General features: G+C 39.6%; 15 protein-coding genes, 2 pseudogenes and 1 CRISPR repeat array. Of the genes and pseudogenes, 1 reads left to right on the top strand and 16 read right to left on the bottom strand.

Features of this window, described 5'->3' with window-relative positions:
- Positions 1-106: 106 nt before the first annotated feature.
- Positions 107-666: a CRISPR direct-repeat array (repeat unit 30 nt; unit sequence GTTTCAATTCCTCATAGTTAAGATAAAAAC).
- Between the two features lie 436 nt (positions 667-1,102).
- The 4 genes and pseudogenes from NSQ61_RS05210 to NSQ61_RS05195 all read right to left on the bottom strand — a co-directional run.
- Positions 1,103-1,423 (bottom strand): annotated as a pseudogene (locus NSQ61_RS05210) (transposase); the annotation flags it as partial.
- 179 nt (positions 1,424-1,602) lie between these two features.
- A protein-coding gene (locus tag NSQ61_RS05205; protein WP_340806189.1) for an IS3 family transposase occupies positions 1,603-2,768 on the bottom strand; the annotation gives its coding sequence in 2 pieces (ribosomal slippage) (positions 1,603-2,492 and positions 2,492-2,768; 1,167 coding nt in all).
- Between the two features lie 111 nt (positions 2,769-2,879).
- Entirely contained in the window at positions 2,880-4,214 is a 1,335-nt protein-coding gene (glnA, locus tag NSQ61_RS05200; protein ID WP_063386744.1) for a type I glutamate--ammonia ligase, read from the bottom strand.
- A gap of 48 nt (positions 4,215-4,262) precedes the next feature.
- On the bottom strand, positions 4,263-4,670 hold the full coding sequence (locus NSQ61_RS05195) for a MerR family transcriptional regulator (protein WP_063386743.1): 408 nt from the start codon (positions 4,668-4,670) through the stop codon (positions 4,263-4,265).
- 99 nt (positions 4,671-4,769) lie between these two features.
- Here NSQ61_RS05195 and NSQ61_RS05190 point away from each other — a divergent pair.
- Positions 4,770-4,874, top strand: a pseudogene (locus NSQ61_RS05190) (helix-turn-helix domain-containing protein); the annotation flags it as partial.
- A gap of 7 nt (positions 4,875-4,881) precedes the next feature.
- Here NSQ61_RS05190 and NSQ61_RS05185 read toward each other — a convergent pair.
- The 12 genes from NSQ61_RS05185 to NSQ61_RS05130 all read right to left on the bottom strand — a co-directional run bounded on the left by NSQ61_RS05185 (position 4,882) and on the right by NSQ61_RS05130 (position 21,821).
- Complete coding sequence (locus tag NSQ61_RS05185) at positions 4,882-6,150, bottom strand: methionine gamma-lyase family protein (RefSeq protein ID WP_340806186.1); 1,269 nt, start codon at positions 6,148-6,150, stop codon at positions 4,882-4,884.
- Between the two features lie 14 nt (positions 6,151-6,164).
- Entirely contained in the window at positions 6,165-7,412 is a 1,248-nt protein-coding gene (gene hflX, locus NSQ61_RS05180; protein ID WP_082830231.1) for a GTPase HflX, read from the bottom strand.
- A gap of 965 nt (positions 7,413-8,377) precedes the next feature.
- On the bottom strand, positions 8,378-9,292 hold the full coding sequence (spoVK, locus tag NSQ61_RS05175) for a stage V sporulation protein K (RefSeq protein ID WP_232515765.1): 915 nt from the start codon (positions 9,290-9,292) through the stop codon (positions 8,378-8,380).
- A gap of 418 nt (positions 9,293-9,710) precedes the next feature.
- Complete coding sequence (gene hfq, locus NSQ61_RS05170) at positions 9,711-9,938, bottom strand: RNA chaperone Hfq (RefSeq protein WP_066246428.1); 228 nt, start codon at positions 9,936-9,938, stop codon at positions 9,711-9,713.
- A gap of 30 nt (positions 9,939-9,968) precedes the next feature.
- Positions 9,969-10,925: a tRNA (adenosine(37)-N6)-dimethylallyltransferase MiaA gene (gene miaA, locus NSQ61_RS05165; RefSeq protein ID WP_339196456.1), complete on the bottom strand. Its 957-nt coding sequence runs from the start codon at positions 10,923-10,925 to the stop codon at positions 9,969-9,971.
- Positions 10,926-11,151: 226 nt separating this feature from the next.
- On the bottom strand, positions 11,152-13,050 hold the full coding sequence (gene mutL, locus NSQ61_RS05160) for a DNA mismatch repair endonuclease MutL (protein ID WP_340733906.1): 1,899 nt from the start codon (positions 13,048-13,050) through the stop codon (positions 11,152-11,154).
- Positions 13,051-13,059: 9 nt separating this feature from the next.
- The gene (gene mutS / locus NSQ61_RS05155; protein WP_311066214.1) at positions 13,060-15,678 is read right to left on the bottom strand and encodes a DNA mismatch repair protein MutS; all 2,619 of its coding nucleotides are present in this window, start codon (positions 15,676-15,678) and stop codon (positions 13,060-13,062) included.
- 559 nt (positions 15,679-16,237) lie between these two features.
- On the bottom strand, positions 16,238-16,792 hold the full coding sequence (cotE, locus tag NSQ61_RS05150; protein ID WP_063386736.1) for an outer spore coat protein CotE: 555 nt from the start codon (positions 16,790-16,792) through the stop codon (positions 16,238-16,240).
- A gap of 242 nt (positions 16,793-17,034) precedes the next feature.
- On the bottom strand, positions 17,035-17,460 hold the full coding sequence (locus NSQ61_RS05145) for a RicAFT regulatory complex protein RicA family protein (RefSeq protein WP_063386735.1): 426 nt from the start codon (positions 17,458-17,460) through the stop codon (positions 17,035-17,037).
- On the bottom strand, positions 17,460-18,992 hold the full coding sequence (gene miaB, locus NSQ61_RS05140; protein ID WP_063386734.1) for a tRNA (N6-isopentenyl adenosine(37)-C2)-methylthiotransferase MiaB: 1,533 nt from the start codon (positions 18,990-18,992) through the stop codon (positions 17,460-17,462). The genes NSQ61_RS05145 and miaB overlap by 1 nt, the downstream gene beginning before the upstream one ends.
- A 204-nt stretch (positions 18,993-19,196) precedes the next feature.
- Positions 19,197-20,063: a 2-oxoacid:ferredoxin oxidoreductase subunit beta gene (locus tag NSQ61_RS05135; protein ID WP_063386733.1), complete on the bottom strand. Its 867-nt coding sequence runs from the start codon at positions 20,061-20,063 to the stop codon at positions 19,197-19,199.
- Positions 20,064-21,821 carry a 2-oxoacid:acceptor oxidoreductase subunit alpha gene (locus tag NSQ61_RS05130; protein WP_117016773.1) on the bottom strand — a complete coding sequence of 586 codons (1,758 nt, stop codon included), beginning with the start codon at positions 21,819-21,821 and terminating at the stop codon, positions 20,064-20,066.
- Positions 21,822-21,845 lie beyond the last annotated feature (24 nt).

Raw genomic sequence — 21,845 nt, 5'->3', positions numbered from 1 at the left:
TGACATGGCTCACTTCACATTGGCCGTGCTTTTTTGTTTAAAGTTTTTCTTCATAGTTTAAAATAAAAGCATATTTTTGGGCGGAAATTGCGCCATCCACAACAGGGCTTCAATTCCTAATAGTTAAGATAAAAACGGAAAGGAAATGTATGATGCTGTTTTGGCCATTATTCAGCTTCAATTCCTCATAGTTAAGATAAAAACTCGCCAACTACACAATGAAAGGTTCTCTTGTTGGAGGCTTCAATTCCTCATAGTTAAGGTAAAAACGAAGATGTTTTCAAACTCCTAACATCACCGTCATTCTTGTTTCAATTCCTCATAGTTAAGATAAAAACAAAGCAACTTCACAAGAAGTGGTCAATGCTTTTTCACTTCAATTCCTCATAGTTAAGATAAAAACAATTATACGATCACCAACGGCGCGCTGTCGAAAAGTGTTTCAATTCCTCATAGTTAAGATAAAAACAAAAGCCTGAAGATAATCCTAGAATCGAATCTTTACTGTTTCAATTCCTCATAGTTAAGATAAAAACTTATATGCGCCAGAACTCCGAGATCACTATTACAAGTTTCAATTCCTCATAGTTAAGATAAAAACATAAAAGAAAAGAGGAATATTTAAACAGAATCAATGTTTCAATTCCTCATAGTTAAGATAAAAACCCCAAAAAAATGTTGTTAGATCAGCATTTCGATTTAAATGGTTGATTGGTTAATTTCATTTTAGCCAATGAGTAAAAATTTATCAATCCTTTGATTTGCGTAGGCTCAATGAAGATTTGAAAGAGTCGTCGATCCCCCGGGATTTTTGCACGATTGGGGGTCGACGACTCTTTTTTATTTCCGTTTAAAACAGATTTCTAAGTTTGCCTGCCGACAATGAAATCCATGTTGTATCAACCATTTTACCTGATCCATCTGTTTTAATAAAGTAAACATCCGGCTCATTCCCTTCTCATTCAATTGAAGGAAGAGTGAGACCATATTTAACATTTCATTCAGGAAAATTGGTTTAGGTCTATTCGATCGGTTCCTACGATCTAAAATAAGAACATGATCTGAAAAATGATTGGTAGTTTTTACTTAAAATTCCTTTTTTCTGTTTGAGGTGTTTCTCTTTGTACTCCAACGGGCTTAAATACCCAAGTGTTCCATGGATTCTAATATATTAAACCAATGAACATAATCATCTAATTTCAGTTTCAATTGGTCAAAATTTTCGAAATATTTACCTTTAACAAATTCTGTTTTGATAATTTTAAAGGTTGCTTCAGCTACTGCGTTGTCATAGGGACAACCCTTCATGCTTAACGACCGATTAATCTAAAAAGTATCTAGAGCTTCATCAATTGTCTTGTTTCTTGAATTCATTACCTCTGTCTGTGTGGAATAATTGAATTTGCCGTAAATCTGCTTTCACGGTTGATCAAGATTCGATGCGTAAATATGAAGAATACACCTCATCAATTATGGAGTAATTTTTTTCAATTTTTGTGGGTGCTTTTTATTGAAAGTTAGATTTATTGTTTTCACCCACAAATATAAAACCCCTCCAACGCTTGTGGACTGACCCACCTATTTGAGACACAGAAAAAACACCTATGCTGCCTGTTTCCTGAACTCAATAGGAGACAGGTAGTTTAATTTGGCCTGAATTCGAATTTGATTATAATAATAGATGTAATTCTGAACCATTTGTTTTACAATAGAGTTAGTGAGATTTTGTTTTTCTTGTGAATAGAATGTTTCAGACTTTAATGAAGAATGAAACGATTCTATTACGGCATTATCATGGCAGTTTCCTTTGCGGGACATGCTCGTGGTAATGCCTTTTTCTTTGGCTAAATGTTGAAAAGCATAAGACGTATAGACCGCCCCTTGATCGCTATGGAATAACACTTGTTTTGGTTGTCGCTCTTTTACGGCCATTTCTAGTGTCTTTAACACTAGCTGAACATCCTGTCGGTCGCTGATTTGATAGGCAATAATCTCATTATTGTATAAATCCATAATGGTTGACAAGTAAAGCATCGAAGTACCAAACGGCAAATAAGTGATATCCGTTACCCACTTTTCATTTGGTTGAGAAGCCGTAAAATCACGGTTTAAACGATTCGGTACGATGATTTTACTTTCTCCATTGATCCAATTTTGACGTTTTTTCTTCACACGGCATTGAAGATTCCGTTTTTGCATGATTTTTTGTACGGTTTTGCGATTCAACTTGATTCCATATTTAAGCCGTAGGACTTCTCTTACCTTGCGATGACCATAACGATAATGATTCTTTACACAAATTTCTTGAATCAACCGTTCTAACTCTGATTCCATCATGAACTCTTCCCATTTCTTTTCCCATCGATAATAGGTCGATCTTGGAATTCCTAAACAAGAACAGATAAGGGTAACAGGATATCTGTCTTTTAACTCTCTTACAACTTGGACCACTACTTCTGGCACCATCTCCTCTCGAGTTCCTTGTACTTTTTTAAGATTTCCAATTGTGTTTCTAGCTGACGGTTTTGCATTTTGAGCTGTTCCATTTCATTTAATTCCTGTGCCCCTTTCCCCCATACATATTGCTTCCCTACAGGCTGAGAAAACCGATGAGTTTCGCCATGTTTATACCATCTCATCCATGTCTTGATCTGCGTCTTATTTTTAATCCCTAACGTCTCCATAATTTCTCGGTTGGTATACCCTGCTTGTTTCATCTCGATAGCTTTCCACTTGATCTCCTCTGGATAATGAACTCTTGTCCCCATAAGTAAAACACCTCCACAAATCGAAGTAAGTTATACATTCGATTCAGGAGGTGTTTTTTCCTTGTCCCATTTTACTGGGTCACTTCACTTGAGCGTCAAGGGGTTTCGGGATTAATATTGGGTGATGTATTGTTCGCGCTCCCATGGGTGCACTTGAGTTCTAAACATATCCCATTCGATCTCTTTTGCTTCAACGAAATGTTCGAATAAATGGGATCCTAAAGCACTGACAATGACTTCATTTTGTTTTAAGTTTTCAAGTGCCTCATATAATGTTGCTGGAAGGTCGACAATGCCGTTTTCGATGCGTTCTTCTTTTGTCATCACATAAATGTTGCGATCTACTGGTTTTGGCGGAGTTAATTTGTTTTTAATGCCATCAAGACCAGCTTTCAAGAGTACAGCCATGGCAAGGTATGGGTTTGCAGATGGGTCAACGCTGCGCACTTCAATACGAGTGCTCATGCCGCGAGATGCAGGAATCCGGATTAACGGGCTTCTGTTGCGGCCGGACCATGCAACATAGCAAGGAGCTTCGTAGCCAGGCACTAAACGTTTGTAAGAGTTGACAGTTGGGTTTGTCACAGCTGTAAAGCTTGTTGCATGTTTGATGACACCTGCAATGAATTGTAAAGCTGTTTCGCTTAATCCATCTTCTGTATTTGGATCGTAGAATGCATTTTCACCATTGCGGAATAAAGAAAGGTTGCAGTGCATACCTGAACCGTTGACGCCGAACAATGGTTTTGGCATGAATGTTGCGTGCAAGCCGTGTTTACGGGCAATGGTTTTCACAACAAGCTTAAATGTTTGAATGTCATCACAAGCTTTGATGGCATCTGCATATTTAAAGTCAATTTCATGCTGACCAGGTGCTACTTCGTGGTGGGAAGCTTCGATTTCAAATCCCATTTCCTCAAGTTCCAACACAATGTCGCGGCGGCAGTTCTCGCCTAAATCAGTCGGCGCAAGATCAAAATATCCGCCATTATCATTCAATTCTAATGTTGGTTCACCCTTTTCATCCAGTTTGAATAAGAAAAATTCCGGCTCAGCACCTAAATTAAATGCTGTAAATCCGAGCTCTTCCATTTCCTTCAGCACTCGTTTTAAGTTGTTGCGCGGATCTCCTTCAAAAGGCGTTCCATCAGGATTGTAAATATCGCAAATTAAGCGGGCAACTTTCCCTTTTTCCGCTGTCCATGGGAAAATGACAAACGTATCTAAATCAGGATACAGATACATATCAGATTCCTCAATGCGGACAAATCCTTCAATAGATGATCCGTCAAACATCATTTTGTTATCCAACGCTTTTTCTAATTGGGAAACAGGGATTTCAACGTTTTTAATCGTTCCCAAAATGTCAGTGAACTGCAGGCGGATAAATTTTACGTTTTCTTCTTGGACTAAACGAATAATATCTTCTTTTGTGTACTTTGGCATATTATTTCTCCTCTCATATATAAAAAATAAATTTATATAGCGATATTATCAATGAAAGAACCGTGAAAGGTCTCCTTGTCTTAATGTTGCACGGTTCATTCTTCCAGCATGGAGAAGTTCTTCCTTTAATAGTTTGCGAAGTTCGGCATCAGATAAATCTGATTTTTCTTTTGCCAATGAGGATCTTTCGAAAGTTTGTCTTTCTTGTTCGTTTTCTTTATACGCAAATATTTGCTTAATACCTGCCATATTGACACCCTGCTCAATCAACGATTTAATTTCAAGCAATCTATCGACATCATTGAAGGAAAATAACCGGCGATTGCCTTCCGTTCTCGCAGGGGAAATAAGACCATGTTCTTCATAATATCTTATTTGTCTGGCAGATAGTTCCGTCAGTTGTTTTACGATGCTGATTGGAAACAACGGCATGGAACGGCGATCTTGATCATTCATGCTCTTTTAGCCCCTCCTTCCTTTTGCTTACCTACATTATAGATGAATGTAAGATATCATGTCAATATAATGTCACAAAATTTAACATGGTTTTTTATACAAGGAAAACTTTATCGTTTGACAGCCCATTTAACGAATCGGGAATTGGCAAATATGATCGGAACTTCCCTTGAAACCGTAAGCAGAACGCTTAACCAGATGAAATGTTTTTTTATAGTTCGACTAATCGTTTTTCAATTAATTCATTGACGGCATGGAAAATAGCGATTTTGACATGTTCAAACGTCAAGCCTCCCTGCACATATGCCACATATGGAGGACGAATCGGTCCATCCGCTGAAAGCTCGATGCTGGAGCCTTGAACAAAAGTCCCGGCCGCCATGATGACTTGATCGCTATAACCAGGCATTTCATTTGGAACCGGTGTTACATGCGAGTTTATGGGCGATGCAGATTGAATCGCTTGGCAAAACGCAATCATCATATCTGCATTATCAAATTGAACAGACTGAACTAGATCTGATCTTTTCTCATTCCAGCTAGGATTGACTCGCAACCCGATTTCTTCCAGCATTGCAGCGGTAAAAATCGCTCCTTTTAGTGCTTGTCCAACAACATGCGGAGCGAGAAAAATACCTTGAAACATCTCATGAAGACTGTAAAGCATTGCACCGGCTTCCCTTCCGATACCAGGCGAAGTGAGCCGGTACGCGCAAGCTTCCACGAGCTCTTCTTTTCCAACGATGTATCCTCCCGTTTTCACAAGCCCTCCTCCAGGATTTTTTATAAGAGAGCCTGCAATAAGATCAGCACCTGCATGTCCCGGCTCCTGATCTTCGGTAAACTCACCGTAGCAATTATCGACAAAAACAACAATTTTTTCATTGATTGATTTGATAAAAGAAACCATTTCCTTAATTTCCTGAATGGAAAATGACGGTCTGACATCATATCCTCTAGAACGCTGAATTCCGATCATTTTTGTTTTATCACTGATTGCCGCTTTTACTCGGTCAAAATCAACTCGTCCTTCAGGAGTCAGATCAATTGTTTGATAAGAAATGCCAAATTCTTTTAAAGAGCCTGTCCCCTTTCCGCGGATACCGACAATTTCTTCAAGCGTATCATACGGCTTTCCGGTAATATAGATGAGTTCATCGCCGGGCCTTAATACGCCGAAGAGAGCCGTTGAAATGGCGTGTGTACCAGAAATGATTTGCGGCCGGACAAGTCCTTTTTCACATCCAAAAATATCGGCATAAACATCTTCCAATGTATCCCTGCCGATATCATCATATCCGTATCCTGTTGAGGGAATAAAATGGGAATCGCTCACCCGATGCTTTTGAAAGCTTCTGAGCACGCGAAGCTGATTTACTTCCACTACTTTGTCAATTTCTTCGTGAAATGGTTTTATTTTTTTTTCTACTTTTTGAGCTATCTCCATAATTTTTTTTCCATGTGTAAAATATTGAAACATCTGTAAAACCCTTTCTACTTATTCTTCATAATTTGATCATATACTGGATGGTCGCGAAACACTAGACCAGAAACGATATAGTGCTGATTTTGTTCGTCAAATTGCAAGGTTGAAACGAGCGTATTTGCTTTTAACAACGATAGACGTTTCCCATCACCTGTTGGAACGGAGACAACGTAAGGATGCATTTTTTTCTTTAATTTTTCTTCAATAGCTGTTTTTAACCGTTCTATATCTTCGTCGCAAAAAGCAGAAATGACAATATAGTCTTCCTTTAAAGAAGGAAAGAAATGCTCTAGTTGTTGATCTTTTTTATTGTACACTGTTAAAACAGGCAATCCGTCCGTTCCCAATTCTTTTAATAATTCATTCACAGTGTTTTCATGCTGAATATAGTCAGGATGAGAGCTGTCGACGATATGTAAAAGCAAATCTGCTTCCTTTATTTCTTCTAACGTAGAACGAAAAGCAGCGATAAGGCTTGTCGGCAACTGCTGGATAAAGCCGACAGTGTCAGTCATGAGCACCTTCATGCCGGATGGGAGAAACATTTTCCTTGTCATAGGATCCAATGTGGCAAACACCATATCTTCCTGAAATGAATCAGCAGCTGTCAGCTTATTGAACAGCGTTGACTTTCCTGCGTTGGTATAGCCAACAAGAGCGATTTGAGTTTGATGATTTCTCTTTCTTTGCGAACGATAACGCTCGCGATGGGAAACAATATGGGACAGCTGTTGTTTTATATCGTGAATGCGATTTCGGATGTGCCTTTGATCCGTTTCAAGCTTCGTTTCTCCCGGGCCTCTTGTCCCGATTCCTCCTCCTTGCCGAGATAGATTCAATCCATGTCCCGAAAGTCTCGGAAGCAAATATTCAAGCTGTGCCAGCTCAACTTGAAGTTTTCCTTCTCTTGACTTCGCCCTTTTTGAAAAAATATCCAAAATTAGCTGAGTCCGATCGATCACTTTTACCTCTAACAGACGAGCTAAATTTCGCAGCTGGCTAGGCGACAGCTCATTATTGAAAATAACGGTATTTGCCTCTGTCGTTTCGATAAGCTGTTTAATCTCATCAACTTTTCCTTTTCCAATATATGTAGATGGTTCGGCCCTCAGTCGATTTTGTGTGCAAACAGCTGCGACTTGGCCGCCCGCAGCAGCCGTGAGCGATTTCAGCTCTTCCATTAAATAAAAAAACTGTTCTTCATCGGTTTCCATGAACTTGACGCCAACGAGAATCACCTGTTCTTTCTCTTCCACTCGTCTTCTTCCTCCAATTATGCTGCAAATTTATAAGTTATGCGTTATGAATTAAACCTTCGATAAACGGATCAATGGTAAGGTTATCAAATTTAAATCATCTTTAGTGCACTTTAAGACAAAAGAAACGTATTGGATTCAAAAGTAAGATGATCAAACTTAATTCATCTTCAGCGCATTTCAAAACAAAACGTACTGAGTTCAAATTAGGATTCAAATTCAAATCAACTTCAGCACACTTCAAGACTAGAAACGTTTCTAAGTTCAAAATTAGGATACAAACTCCAATCATCTTTAGCGCACTTCAAGACAATAACGTACTCTGTTAAAAGTTAGGATCAAACTCAAATTATCTTTAGCGCACTTTCTTTAGCGCACTTCAAGACTAGAAGCGTTGCTAAGTTCAAAATTAGGATACAAACTCCAAGCATCCTTAGCGCACTTCAAGACAATAACGTACTCTGTTCAAAGTTAGGATCATTTAGCACACTTCAACATTAGAAACATTATTGAGTTCAAAGGTAGGATGATCAAACTCAATTTATCTTCGGCTCGCTTCAAGATAAAAACGTACTGAGTTCAAATTAGAAGTCAAACTCAATTCATCTTTAGCGCACTTCAAGATTAGAAGCGTTTCTAAGTTCAAAATTAGGACTCAACTAAATCTTCAGTATGCCTTAAAAACAGAAACGTATTGAGTCAAAATAAAGATTATCAAATTTAAATCGTCAACGCACTTCAACACTAGAAAAACTTATTGAGTCAACGTTAAGAGTATCAAATTCTAATCGTTTCAGCCAATTAAAATGGCTGCCATCATTCTTTTCTAAACTATGTGAGAAAAATAAACGAATTTGTGTAAATTATGTGCAGCAATAAAACAGGAGCTTTCTTCAAAGCCCATTTAAATAAAGTTTTATCAATCAATTCTTTTCAATAATCAAGCAAAGCAGCCTAGGGGCTGCTTATACGTTTAATATTAAATCTTCTTCTTTTACAAGAAGCAAATCTTCCTTGCCAAACTTATCAGAAAGCAGGAGCCTCATTGCCTGTGCCCGTATAGATTTTTCGATAATGTTGCGAACATATCTTCCATTTGAAAAGTTCGTTGGGTGAGTCGCATATTTCACTTTTAGCAAATGCTCTTTCAATTTGCATTCAGCTCCATGGCTAAATCGATACTCTTTGTCCTTCATCATTAATTTTGCTATTTCCATCAGCTCATCGACTGAATAGTCCGGGAAATCAACTACGATCGGAAAACGGGATTCGAGTCCGGGATTTAAAGATAAAAAACGATCCATTTCCCTTGGATATCCAGCTAAAATTAACACAAAATCATGCTGTCTGTCTTCCATATGTTTGACAAGGGTGTCAATTGCTTCTTTTCCGAAATCTTTTTCTCCTCCGCGGGCTAAACTGTATGCCTCATCAATAAAAAGAATTCCGCCAAGTGATTTTTTGATCAAATCGCGCGTTTTTTGTGCTGTATGGCCGATATATTCACCTACTAAATCAGCCCGCTCCGCTTCAATTAAGTGCCCTTTCGATAAAACATTCATTTGGAAAAAAAGCTTTCCAATCAATCGCGCGATCGTTGTTTTTCCCGTTCCGGGATTCCCTTTAAACAGCATATGAAGCGCTTGCCTTCCGGTTTTTAACCCCTGTTCTTCTCTTTTTTTATTCACAAAAATCCATGCATATATTTCCTTTAATAATCTTTTCACTTCTTCCATTCCAACTAATGCGCCCATCTCCTGTTCAATCTCTTTTAATACACTGTGTTCGACAGCCGCTTTGGAAATGGAAAGATCATATGTCGCGATTTTTTCCTTTTTACCTTCAAGTTCAGTTTTGCTTTGTCCTAAGACAATATTCATTTGGCCGTTATTTTTGAAGGTGACCGCTCGCTCCACAGGCTTCACCTCATTTTTATATTTATCTTCTAAATTACATCTACTTTGTTTAAAGGAACATGTCATGGAAAAAGGTTGTTATTATTAATATTTATGCTGAAAGCCAAGTAGTACAAACCTTCTTTTCATCTATGTCTTAATAAAAACTAAGCAGTATTTTTCTGAAGCCTGGGTGGCTTGCGGCCTGGACAAGTACAGATTCTAGGACAGGTCAGTTAAATATTAGCGAAGGGCAAAAATAACGACCATTCAAATTATCTGCGTTTAGCCGATAATTAGGAAAACATGGATTGAAGATAGAAAAATACCTGACATATCGGAACCGCTGCCACGAAACCTTTCCTTCTCATGAAAAAACCGGAGATCATCTCCGGTTTTTTCGTCATGCTTCAATGTCAATTTGTACATTTCTTTGCGGTGCAAATGTTGAGATCGCATGCTTGTAAATGAGCTGCTGTTTGCCCTCTGATTCGATGAGGACCGTAAAATTATCAAATGCTTTTACTTGTCCTCTAATTTGGAAACCGTTTAATAAAAACACGGTCACGTAAGTGCCATCTTTTCGTAACTGATTTAACACTTGATCTTGAATGTTTATCGGTTGCTTCATCATTCGTCCTCCTCATATCCTCTATATTTATTATTTCTTCTCAGAAAGAAGCTTTCCTGCTATATAATGAAAAATTTCACTAACTTTTTCTTCCATCGAGACAGGCGGAGTCATATCAAACCATTTGACATTCATTTTGTTTCGAAACCATGTTAGTTGCCTTTTCGCATATCTTCTTGTGTTTTTTTTCAACGTTTCAATTGCTTCTGCAAGAGAAGCCTTGCCATCAAAAAAATCGTATAATTCTTTATATCCAATCGCCTGCGCAGATTGTACACCGCGAACTCCAGAATCATACAGCGATTTTGCTTCTTCAATCAAACCTTCCTCAATCATTTCGTCAACTCTTTTATCAATGCGTTGATACAATACATCGCGGTCCATCGTAAGGCCGATAATGGCGGTATGATAGCGCTCATTTGCTTCATGCGCCTTTATATGCTCGCTCATTTTTTTTCCTGTTTTATAGAAAATTTCTAAAGCACGGATGACTCTCCTAGCATTGTTTGGATGAATTCGTTCTGCACTGTCAGGGTCGATTTCCTGTAAACGCTCGTATAATGCTAAATTCCCATGCTCATGCAAAAAATTTTCCAGTTCTTTTCTTATTTCAGGGTCAGATTGAATATCGGAAAATTGGTAATCATCATATAGAACCGCTTGAATGTACAAGCCTGTTCCCCCAACAATCATCGGCATTTTTCCGCGCTTTGTTATCGAGGCAATTGCTTTTCTCGCAAGCTCTTGAAACTCGGCAACGGAGAATTCTTCCGAAGGATTCTTTAAGTCAATTAAATGATGGGGGATTCCTTCCATTTCATGCTCTTTTATCTTTGCAGTTCCGATATCCATTCCTTTATAAATCTGCATGGAATCTCCGCTGATAATTTCACCGTTTAATTTTTTGGCTAATTCAATGCTTAGTTTCGTCTTTCCGACAGCTGTTGGGCCAATTAAAACAACAAGTCTATCCTTTTCTTCTTCCATATTGACCACACTTTCAAAAAATACTCACTGTTTCATCGTATCATGATTTTTAAGAAAACACCAATATATTATACCCTTTTTCATCATAGAGTATACTCTTTTCAATTGATTTCATATTATCTTTATACTGCTCTAATCCGAAAAAAACAACTTTTGTCCAATCATTGCTCCCATCTCCATTTACCTCATAACTTGACAACGATCTTTTACATGCAGCAGAAAACTATTACATAACCCTCTTAAACATTTTTTCGAGCTCATAGGTGGAAAAATGAATGATGATCGGCCGGCCATGAGGGCAAGTAAATGGATCTGACGCTTTTCTTAGCGATTCTAGCAACGCGAATATTTCTTCATTGTTTAAATATTGATTCGCTTTAATTGATCCTTTGCAGCTCATCATGATGGCTGCATCTTCTCTAAGCTTGTGGATATCCGTCTTTTTTTCATCAAGCACCTGCTGGATCAGCTCTTCAATAATTTCTTTTTCTTCACCTTGCGGAAACCATGTTGGATGAGATCGAATGATATAGGTGTTCGGTCCAAAATTCTCCAAAAACACTCCGACCTTTGCCAGCTCTTCTTTATGCTCTTCGATCACCATGACTTCATCAGAGGAAAAGCTCAGTGTAAGGGGAACAAGCATTTCCTGCACTTCGCTCGCCACTTCCCCAACTTTTTCGCGAAAATATTCATATTTGATTCTTTCTTGGGCAGCATGCTGATCGATTATATATAATCCTTTTTCATTTTGCGCCAAAATGTAAGTGCCGTGCATCTGTCCAATTGGATACATTGGAGGAACTCGGCTTTCATCCAACGTATTATTGTCCGAATCCTTCTCTTCATGTTCTTCGTTGTTATTTGGTAAATACTCTTGTACTTCAGTTTCTCCATTGACAACTGGAGGTTCAGCTATTTTTTCAGAGGAAAAGGATTGTTGCTGCTCTTCATCCGCTCCTCTATGATCAATCGAATACAAATCATCTTCGTTCCATTGATTGTCAGCCGTTTTTGGTTGAAACGTCCATTCTGGATCCTGTTTTTCCTCATTGATCAGATGTTCAAATTGGATCTCCTGCTGCACATTTACCGGGTGCTCTTTTTTCTTTTTGACAGTATCGGAGGTTGGGATAAGCTCTTTTTTCTTAAATGCATCCTGGATGCCTTTTGCGATGACTTCAAATAATTCCGCTTCTTTGCTGATTCTGACCTCCAGTTTGGCAGGATGAACATTTACGTCCACTAAGATCGGATCCATTTCAATATGAAGATAGACGACCGGAAAACGCCCTATAGGCAGGAGCGTATGGTACCCTTCTTCCACCGCCTTCGTAATGGAATGATTTTTAATAAATCTTCCGTTGATCATCGTAGAAATATAGTTTTTGGATGCTCTTGTCACTTCCGGCAACGATAAATAGCCGCGTATGTCAAAATCAAGCGAACGGAAATGGACTGGAAACATTTTTTTCGCAATGGGAACCCCGTAAATCGCTGCAAGAACTTGCCTTACATCTCCTTTGCCGTTCGTATATAGAAGCCGCCGGCCGTTATGCGTAAATTTAAACGATATGTTTGGATAGCTCAGCGCAAGACGATTGACTATGTCGGTTATTCTCCCAAGCTCCGTATTCAAGCTTTTCATATACTTCAATCGCGCCGGCGTATTGAAAAACAGGTTCGTGACCGTAATGTCCGTTCCTTTTCGACTTGATGCTGTCTCTTTTGCTGTTACCTTCCCGCCGATTAAAGTAATTTTCGTCCCGGGTTTATCCCCAGTGCTAGTTTTCATTTCCAGATGAGAAACGGCGGCAATCGAAGGCAGCGCTTCGCCCCGGAAACCGAGAGTTCGGATGCGGAATAAATCCGCTTCATCTTTAATTTTGCTTGTTGCATGCCGCTTAAACGCCTTTTCGCAATCATCTGGCTCCATTCCGTCCCCATTGTCCACGACGCGAATTTTGCTCAAACCGCCTTCTTCCGCCTCAATTTCTATCACTGTGCTGTTTGCATCAATCGCATTTTCGACTAGTTCTTTCACAACAGAAGCCGGCCGCTCCACGACTTCCCCAGCGGCAATTTTGTTGGATAAACTAGCATCCATAAGGATGATTTTTCCCATCATCATCACCTATTTCAATTTCTTTTGGATGTCATACAGTGTGTTTAATGCTTCAAGAGGCGTCATATCCAATAGATCTAAGGAAGAAATGATGGAGAGCACCTCTTTTTCCTTTGATGAAAGCTTTTTCCCTGCCGGCTCTTTTTTCTTCTCTGCTATTTCATCGCCGAATAAAGAAAGCTGGCTTGGCTCCGCAGAATACTCGATGCTCCGTTCCACCGAATGCTCGATGACGGATGGTGTATGTTTCTCTTTCTGATTGTCTCCTTCCAGTTTGCTCAATATTTCTTTTGCCCTTTGGATAAGAATTTCAGGAAGCTCCGCAAGCTCAGCAACATGAATTCCGTAGCTTTGATCAGCCGCCCCTTCATCCACTTTATGGAGAAAAACAACCTTTCCGTTTTCCTCTATTGCCTTAACATGGACGTTCTGCACATTTTGCAATTCATCTCCGAGCACGGTTAATTCGTGATAATGGGTCGAGAACAATGTTTTGGCTCCGATGTGGTCGTGAATGTATTCGATTATCGCTTGAGCAAGCGCCATGCCGTCATATGTCGATGTCCCGCGCCCGATTTCATCAAATAAGATCAAGCTTTGATTCGTGGCATGTACAATCGCATTTTTGGCTTCCAGCATTTCCACCATAAACGTACTTTGCCCTGATACTAAATCGTCCGCCGCTCCAATTCTAGTAAAAATTTGGTCAAAGATCGGCAGAACCGCTTCGCTGGCAGGGACAAAGCAGCCGATTTGCGCCAAAACAGCCGTTAAAGCAATTTGCCGCATGTACGTACTTTTTCCTGACATGTTTGGACCGGTAATTAAAAGAATGTTCCTTCCTTCTTTCATCCAGCAATCATTCGGAACATAGTTTTCGGATTCCATCACTTTTTCTACGACTGGATGACGACCATCTTTAATGTAAAGCTCGGAGTCGGAAAAGGACGGTTTCGTATAATGTCGTTCTTCGCTGATTACAGCAAAGCATTGCAGGCAGTCAAGCTCGGCAATCTTTTTAGCCAAGAGCTGCAATCTAGGAATATATTGCTTTACTTCGTCGCGAATTTGCACGAACAATTCATACTCAAGATCAACGATTTTTTCTTCCGCTTCTAAAATCAACGCTTCTTTCTCTTTCAGCTCTGGTGTCACATAACGTTCGGCATTGGCCAGCGTCTGTTTCCGTTCATATCTTCCTTCATCCAAAAGATGAAGATTCGCTTTCGTTACTTCAATATAATATCCAAACACTTTGTTGTAGCCGATTTTAAGCGATTTAATTCCTGTCAGCTCTCTTTCTCTCTTTTCCAGCTCTGCTATCCACGTTTTTCCGTTTCTCGCTGCATCTCTGTAGCGATCCAATTCTTCGTTAAATCCGTCCTTAATGATGTTCCCCTCTTTGACTGAAATCGGCGGGTTTTCGATGATCGCTTTTTGAAGCAACTCCTTCAAGCTTTCACAAGGATCAATTTCTTTTTTTATTTGCTCCGAATCAGCAATTCCTAACGAAGCAACGATTGAGCGGATCTCAGGAATTTTTTCAAGCGACTTTTTCAATTGAATCAGATCTCTTGCGTTTGCATTTCCGAACGCAATTTTTCCTGACAGTCTTTCTAAGTCGTATACTTCCTTCAGCAATTCCCTTAGTTCTTCTCTTTCGATATAGCGGTCGATCAACATTCCAACGATATTTTGCCGCTTTTCAATTTCTTTTTTGTCAATAAGCGGACGGTCAATCCATTGCTTCAGCAGACGCGCGCCCATAGCTGTTTTCGTCTCATCTAACAGCCAAAGAAGAGAGCCTTTTTTTCCTTTCGACCGAATCGTCTCGGTCAGCTCCAAATTTCTTTTCGAGTACATATCAATTTTCAAATATTGATTTAATTGATAAAACTCCACCTTTTGCAAATGCTCTAGCGTCCGTTTTTGCGTCCGTTCTAAATAGTTGTATAGCCTTGCAAACGTTATTTTCAGCCGCTGATCTTGCAAATGTCCTGCAATGCTGTCTAATTTTTCAAGATAAGCTGCGTCTTTTTCAATCGAAAATGTCACAGGCTGTCTTTCTAATATCATTTTTTTCAGTTTCTCAGGAAAATCATCTGCCACTACAATCTCTTTCACTTGGCGGGAATAAAGCTCTCCCAAGCAGTCCTCCATTGTGGAGAGAAGGGTGACATATGATTCCCCTGTCGTAATATCTGTCAAAGCTAAGCCGAAAAGCGCTTCAAAGACCGTAACGGAAGCAATATATTGGTTGTCTTTCTCGCCTAGCCCTTTTCCTTCCATTAATGTCCCTGGTGTAATGAGCTGAACGACTTCCCGTTTCACAACACCTTTTGCTTGTTTCGGATCTTCTGTTTGTTCACAAATCGCCACCTTATAGCCCTTTTCAATGAGCTGTTCGATGTAGCTTGAGGCTGAGTGATACGGCACCCCGCACATTGGGATTCTTTCCTCGCCCCCGCCATCACGGCTTGTTAACGTAATTTCCAATTCTTGAGAAGCCTTGATGGCATCCTCAAAAAACATTTCATAAAAATCGCCTAAACGAAAAAATAAAAAGGCATCCTGATAGTCTGCCTTGATGTTTAAATATTGCTGTATCATTGGCGTGTATTGTGCCATGTTCATCCCCCGACTGTATGTAAAAGTTAACATCTTTTATTATAGCACAAACTCTTTATTCCGAAAAAAACTTATTCGCTCAAATAACCTATGACAAAACAATAAAACTAAAAAGCACGTACATTATTATTCGCTAATTTATTTATTGCGTCAACCTTTGACATAAATGTTCATGATTAATGGCGGATTTGTTTATTCCTTTAAACTTTTGACATAAAAAATTAAGAAGCAGGTGCGCGATTATCGCAAATTAGTTTATTCCGCCAAACCTTTGACATAAAAAACAGGAAGCAAGGGCACGATTATTCGTAGATTGTTTATTCCGTCAAACATTTGCCGAAAAAACAAGGAAACCAGCGAGCGATTATCGCAAATTAGTTTTTTCCGTCAAATCTTTGACATAAAAAACAGGAAGCAAGGGCACGATTATTCGCAGATTATTTATTCCGTCAAACATTTGACTAAAAAACAAGGAAACCAGTGCGCGATTATCGCAAATTAGTTTTTTCCATCAAATCTTTGACATAAAAAACTAGGAAGCAGCCCTCCTAGTTTTTCATTATTCTTCTGGTTCACCTTCTAAAAGCTCTGGCGTTAAATCTTCTATTTCATCCTCTAAATCCTCTTCCCAATCATCCCATTCCTCATCGGATTCAGACAAGTTGTTAGGATGGACGGAGACAACCACTTTCGTTTCTCCGATGACCTCTGCTAAAAATTCTCTTTCTACTTGAACCACAATGTTTTCGCCGTTTGGAGAAATGGTGACTTCCAGACAATTCGGCTGCTGCAAAACACGGGCAACCACTTCGTTCTCGTCATCTAAATAGTTGTCATCTTTATATCGTAATTTTAACACATCTGTATACTTGACACGCTCTGTAACTACTTCTGTTTTCGTATTTTCATCAAATGAATACCAAACGTTAATATCATATGTTCCCTCGATTTCAACTGTTTTCCCCCGTTTTTGCGCATCATATTTATGGTTAATAATCCAACCACCCAAAATACTTGCTGGTTTCTTCTCAGGACTAATCGTATGTGTTGCTTGAGTAAACTTTCGACCTTTTGCTACTACCGCTTTCGTTATGATTTCCCTATATTCTGCCATTTGCCAAACCCTCCTCAAAACGATCGTAAAAAGATTTTCGCTAGGACAAGCTCGATATTTTCATAAATCCTTCTAGTTCATTCTATGCATGAGCCAGAAAATATGTACCAAAAATTAAAAAAGACGCTGACGCGTCTTTAAACAAAATGAGGGAGGGTTGGCCGAAATTGTAGAAATACCGATTGTTCATAAGCTCAAACGGTTTTTATTTTTTCAAAAATAGCCTGAAAACCTTAATACGATTAATGGCAAGATCCATGTTTATTCCGAATTTGGGCGCCTGTTTCACCCGTTAACAGATTGCCTCCAGTTGAGCGAATAATTTCATTTGTCACATGGTTTGAAATTGTATTCGCTACTAATTGAAGAAGATCGTTAACTTCAATTTGCGATTCTTTAAATTGCTGGACGATCGGAATTTGATCTAATTCTTCATACAGGCTGTCAATTTTCTCCTCCACTTGTTTGAGAGCTTCATGCTTTCCGAAATGCTGAAAATTGACGGCTTGTTTTTGCAGGCTTTTAATGCTGGCAATCATTTCCCGAACTTTTTGATTTTCGTTAATTTGTTCTTCCGCTTTTTTAAAGAAGTCAACTTGCTCTGTTTCGGCTATCATTTGCGCCAGTTCTTTTGCCTTTTCTAAAATATCGTCTTTCGTATACGCCATTACAATGTCACCCCAATTTGCTCTTCCACCATTTCTCCATCAAGAGTCCAGGTTTTGGCTTTTGTAATTTTTACTTTTACAAGCTGACCAATCGCCGATTTCGGACCTTTAAAGTTAACTAGTTTATTTTTTCTCGTATACCCTGCCAAAATGTCAGGATTGTTTTTGCTCTCGCCTTCAACTAATACCTCAACGACTTTGCCTTCATATTCTTTCATTTTTTGGGCGGAAATTTCGTTGACTAATGCATTTAATCGCTGCAGCCGCTCTTTTTTCACTTCCATCGGGACATTATCTTTCATTTTAGCAGCAGGCGTTCCTTCCCGAGGCGAATAAATGAACGTATAGGCACTGTCAAAGCCGACTTCGCGATAGAGGGAGAGTGTTTCTTCAAACTGCTCATCCGTCTCATTTGGAAAGCCGACAATGATATCAGTCGTTAACGAAACGTTTGGAATCGCCTTTTTAATTTTTTGCACTAATTCTAAATACTGTTCGCGCGTATATTTGCGTGCCATCAATTTCAATATTTCCGAGCTGCCTGACTGCACCGGAAGATGGATATGATCGACAAGGTTGCCACCTTTGGCCAAAACTTCAATTAAACGGTCGTCAAAATCTTTCGGGTGACTTGTGGTAAAACGAATTCTGGCGATATCGATTTTTCGAAGCTCGTCCATTAAATCGCCTAGGCCGTATTTGATATCGTCAAAATCTTTCCCGTAGGCATTTACGTTTTGACCAAGTAACGTGATTTCTTTATACCCTTGCGCTGCAAGGTGGCGAACTTCTTGAATAATATCCTCCGGTCTGCGGCTCCGTTCTTTGCCTCGAGTGTACGGAACAATGCAATACGTGCAAAATTTGTCGCAGCCGTACATAATATTGACCCAAGCTTTAATATTTCCTTTCCGGACTTTCGGAAGGTTTTCAATCACATCGCCTTCTTTTGACCAAACCTCCACGACCATTTCCTTCGACATGTACGCTTCATTCAACAAATGCGGAAGGCGGTGAATGTTGTGTGTTCCAAAAATTAAATCAACATATTGGTACTGCTTTAAAATTTTGTTGACAACAGATTCTTCTTGGGACATGCAGCCGCAAACACCTAAGATAAGATCCGGCTTTTCCATTTTGAGCGGCTTCAAATGCCCAATTTCCCCAAATACTTTGTTTTCAGCGTTTTCCCTGATCGCACATGTGTTTAACAAAATAACATCAGCATCTTCTGTGCTGTCAGTCGGCTTATATCCGAGCTGCATAAAAATACCGGCCATCACTTCCGTATCATGTTCATTCATTTGACATCCGTATGTGCGAATATAAAACTTTCTGCCTTCTCCCATTCCTTTTAAATGTTCAGGAATGACAAAATCTTTATGGTATTTCACTTCTTCTTTTCCGCGCTTTTTCGCATCTTTTAAAGAAGGCGGAATGTAAACACGCTCGAAATACTTACTGTAATCCTTCTCGGATTTTTTGTCCGAAGGATTAACCAGCGTGGTTGCTAATCGTTGTTTTTCATTCATGGCGCATTACTCCTTCATGTTTAAAAGTGTACACTGTTTTATAGTATATCGTGTTAAGTAGCAGAACACAATATTGCACCATTATTTTATAATAAAGACACTTTTTTTTAAAATTTTCGATACAAGATTTCTAGAAATAAGCTAAAAGTAGATTTCTTCCTTTAACAATTGAAGTCAAAAAAAGAGAGAGGGGAACCCCCTCTCCTACATAAACTCTGCTACTAATTCGTCAAATTTTTCTTTGCTAAGTTTCAGTTCAGCTTTTGCAAGCGGCACTTCGCCGAATCCTGGAACAAGCTCTTCATATGGTTTTTGTTCTTTATTTTGATAAATAAGACCTGTTACAAGACCGTTATATTCCATTAACGTTTGCATCGCAAGTTTTTTGTCAGAAGGATCATATCCTTCAATATCTTTCAGCTTTGTTAAATTCTCTTTAAACCAGTCGTATGTGTTCACTTTGTTATAAGTAACGCAAGGACTGAACACGTTGATAAAGGAAAAGCCTTTATGCTGAATTGCTTGTTCGATCAAGGAAGTTAAATCTTTTAAATCTGTCGAAAAGCTTTGCGCAACAAACGTAGCACCTGCTGTTAACGCCAATTCCATTACGGACAGCGGAGATTCAATTGAACCTTGCGGGGTGCTTTTTGTTTTAAAACCGACATCACTTCTTGGGGACGTTTGTCCTTTTGTTAACCCGTAAATTTGGTTGTCCATCACAATATACGTAATGTCGATATTTCTTCTCATCGAATGAATGGTATGCGCCGTACCAATAGCAAACCCATCGCCGTCACCGCCAGCTGCTATGACCGTTAAATCTTGGTTCGCCATTTTTACGCCTTGTGCGATCGGCAGCGCACGACCGTGAATTCCATGGAAGCCGTAAGAATATATATAACCTGAAATCCTTCCTGAGCATCCAATTCCGGAAATGACTGCAAGCTGATGCGGTTCCAAACCGACATTAGCAGCTGCCCTCTGTATAGCTGCTTGAACCGAGAAATCGCCGCAACCCGGACACCAATTCGGTTTGACATTGTTGCGAAAATCTTTAAAAGTGGCCATTTAGAACAACACTCCTTGTTTTGTGAACTCCTTGCTTTGCGTATAAATTTCATTCGGCAGGAACGGGTTTCCGTCATATTTTAATAGAGATTGAATTTTGTCAGCAAATCCGACATTCATTTTTATAAGATTTGCTAATTGTCCTGTTGCATTATGCTCCACAACGATGACTTGTTTGGCCTTTTCAATGAGCGGGCGAATTTCCTCTTTCGGGAATGGATGAATGAGACGGATGTGCGCATGGTTCACTTTCACTCCGTCTTCTTCTAGACGTTCCATCGCTTCCTCAATGGCCCCTCTTGTCGAAATGTAGCCGATGAACAAAATATCCGGCTCTTCATGCTTGTCATTTTTATGAACTTTATTGTTGAACTCTATTTGTTCTAATTTGCGAAGCCGTTTTTCCATTTGCGCCTTTCTGTTTGCGGCAGCTTCCGAAGGTTTTCCGGTTTCATCGTGCTCAACACCTGTCACATGGTGGATGCCGTTTTTCATTCCAGGAATCACTCGCGGCGATATACCGTCTTCTGTTATTTCATAGCGTTTGAAATACCCTTGATTACCTGCTTCCGGAACTAATTCTTCATTTAATAGTTTTCCGCGCCGAATTTGGATAGATTCATAGGAAAGAGGTTCAACCGTTTGCTTACCAAGAGAAAGCTGCAAATCAGAAAGTACAATCACAGGGCATTGGTACTCTTCCGCTAAGTTAAACGCCTCAACCGTATCATAAAATGCTTCTTCCACCGTGCTCGGTGCAATAACAATTTTTGGTATCTCTCCATGTGTTCCGTAAATCATAGCCATTAAATCCGATTGCTCCTGCTTAGTTGGAAGTCCAGTGCTCGGACCACCGCGCTGTGTATCAACTATGACTAGCGGAGTTTCCGTCATGCCTGACAGACCGATCGATTCCATCATTAATGATAAACCTGGACCAGCAGAGGAAGTAAATGCCCTAGCGCCGGCATAGTTGGCTCCAATCGCCATTGTGGCTGCAGCGATTTCGTCTTCCGTCTGAATGACAGCTCCTCCTAAATCTGGAAGCTTTTTAATCAAATATTCCATAATTTCCGAAGCGGGAGTAATCGGATAGGCAGCCATAAAGCGTGCACCAGCGGCAATCGCACCTAGAGCGATGGCGTCGTTTCCAATCATGAACATCCGCTTTTGACCATCCGCTTTTTCCAAATAAAGATCTGAACGGTCAAACCCTAATTCTTCTTTTAAATATTGGGCGCCTTTTCTAATCGCCTCCATGTTGTTTAAGACGACTTGTTCGCCTTTTCTTCCGTAAGTGTCTTGTACAACTTCCTGAAATAATGACGGGTCAAGATTCAAAATTGCGCTTGTTGCACCGATTGCAACCATGTTCTTCATTAAAGATGTTCCCAGCTCTGAAGCGATTTCCGTAAAAGGTACTGAATATAAGGAAACATTGCTTCCTTCAGGGATTTTCGGTCCAAACTTTGCATCGGCAAGTATAATTCCGCCGTCCCGCAATTCATGAAAATTAAAATCGATCGTTTCTTGGTCAAAAGCAACAAGAATATCTAAATCATCGCTTATCGTTCGAACTTTCTTCGTGCTGACACGAATTTTATTGTTTGTATGTCCCCCTTTAATTCGTGAAGAAAAGTGGCGGTATCCATATAGGTAATAACCAAGCCGGTTGAGCGTAATTGCAAAGACTTCTCCTGTACTTTCGATTCCTTCTCCTTGCTGCCCACCGACTTTCCATGAGAGTTGGTTTACCATTTCTATGTTACACTCCTTTGGATC

It is taken from the genome of Aeribacillus sp. FSL K6-1121 (assembly GCF_038003725.1).
Taxonomy (GTDB): domain Bacteria; phylum Bacillota; class Bacilli; order Bacillales; family Aeribacillaceae; genus Aeribacillus; species Aeribacillus composti.
Note: the sequence above shows the minus strand (reverse complement) of the source record. Positions and strands in the feature narration are given on the sequence as shown.

Excerpts from the sequence above, each read along its gene's own strand:
- glnA (WP_063386744.1), bottom strand. The coding sequence starts at position 4,214 with ATGCCAAAGTACACAAAAGAAGATATTATTCGTTTAGTCCAAGAAGAA.
- NSQ61_RS05195 (WP_063386743.1), bottom strand. The coding sequence starts at position 4,670 with ATGAATGATCAAGATCGCCGTTCCATGCCGTTGTTTCCAATCAGCATC.
- NSQ61_RS05185 (WP_340806186.1), bottom strand. The coding sequence starts at position 6,150 with ATGTTTCAATATTTTACACATGGAAAAAAAATTATGGAGATAGCTCAA.
- spoVK (WP_232515765.1), bottom strand. The coding sequence starts at position 9,292 with ATGAATATTGTCTTAGGACAAAGCAAAACTGAACTTGAAGGTAAAAAG.
- hfq (WP_066246428.1), bottom strand. The coding sequence starts at position 9,938 with ATGAAGCAACCGATAAACATTCAAGATCAAGTGTTAAATCAGTTACGA.
- miaA (WP_339196456.1), bottom strand. The coding sequence starts at position 10,925 with ATGGAAGAAGAAAAGGATAGACTTGTTGTTTTAATTGGCCCAACAGCT.
- mutL (WP_340733906.1), bottom strand. The coding sequence starts at position 13,050 with ATGGGAAAAATCATCCTTATGGATGCTAGTTTATCCAACAAAATTGCC.
- mutS (WP_311066214.1), bottom strand. The coding sequence starts at position 15,678 with ATGGCACAATACACGCCAATGATACAGCAATATTTAAACATCAAGGCA.
- cotE (WP_063386736.1), bottom strand. The coding sequence starts at position 16,792 with ATGGCAGAATATAGGGAAATCATAACGAAAGCGGTAGTAGCAAAAGGT.
- NSQ61_RS05145 (WP_063386735.1), bottom strand. The coding sequence starts at position 17,460 with ATGGCGTATACGAAAGACGATATTTTAGAAAAGGCAAAAGAACTGGCG.
- miaB (WP_063386734.1), bottom strand. The coding sequence starts at position 18,992 with ATGAATGAAAAACAACGATTAGCAACCACGCTGGTTAATCCTTCGGAC.
- NSQ61_RS05135 (WP_063386733.1), bottom strand. The coding sequence starts at position 20,063 with ATGGCCACTTTTAAAGATTTTCGCAACAATGTCAAACCGAATTGGTGT.
- NSQ61_RS05130 (WP_117016773.1), bottom strand. The coding sequence starts at position 21,821 with ATGGTAAACCAACTCTCATGGAAAGTCGGTGGGCAGCAAGGAGAAGGA.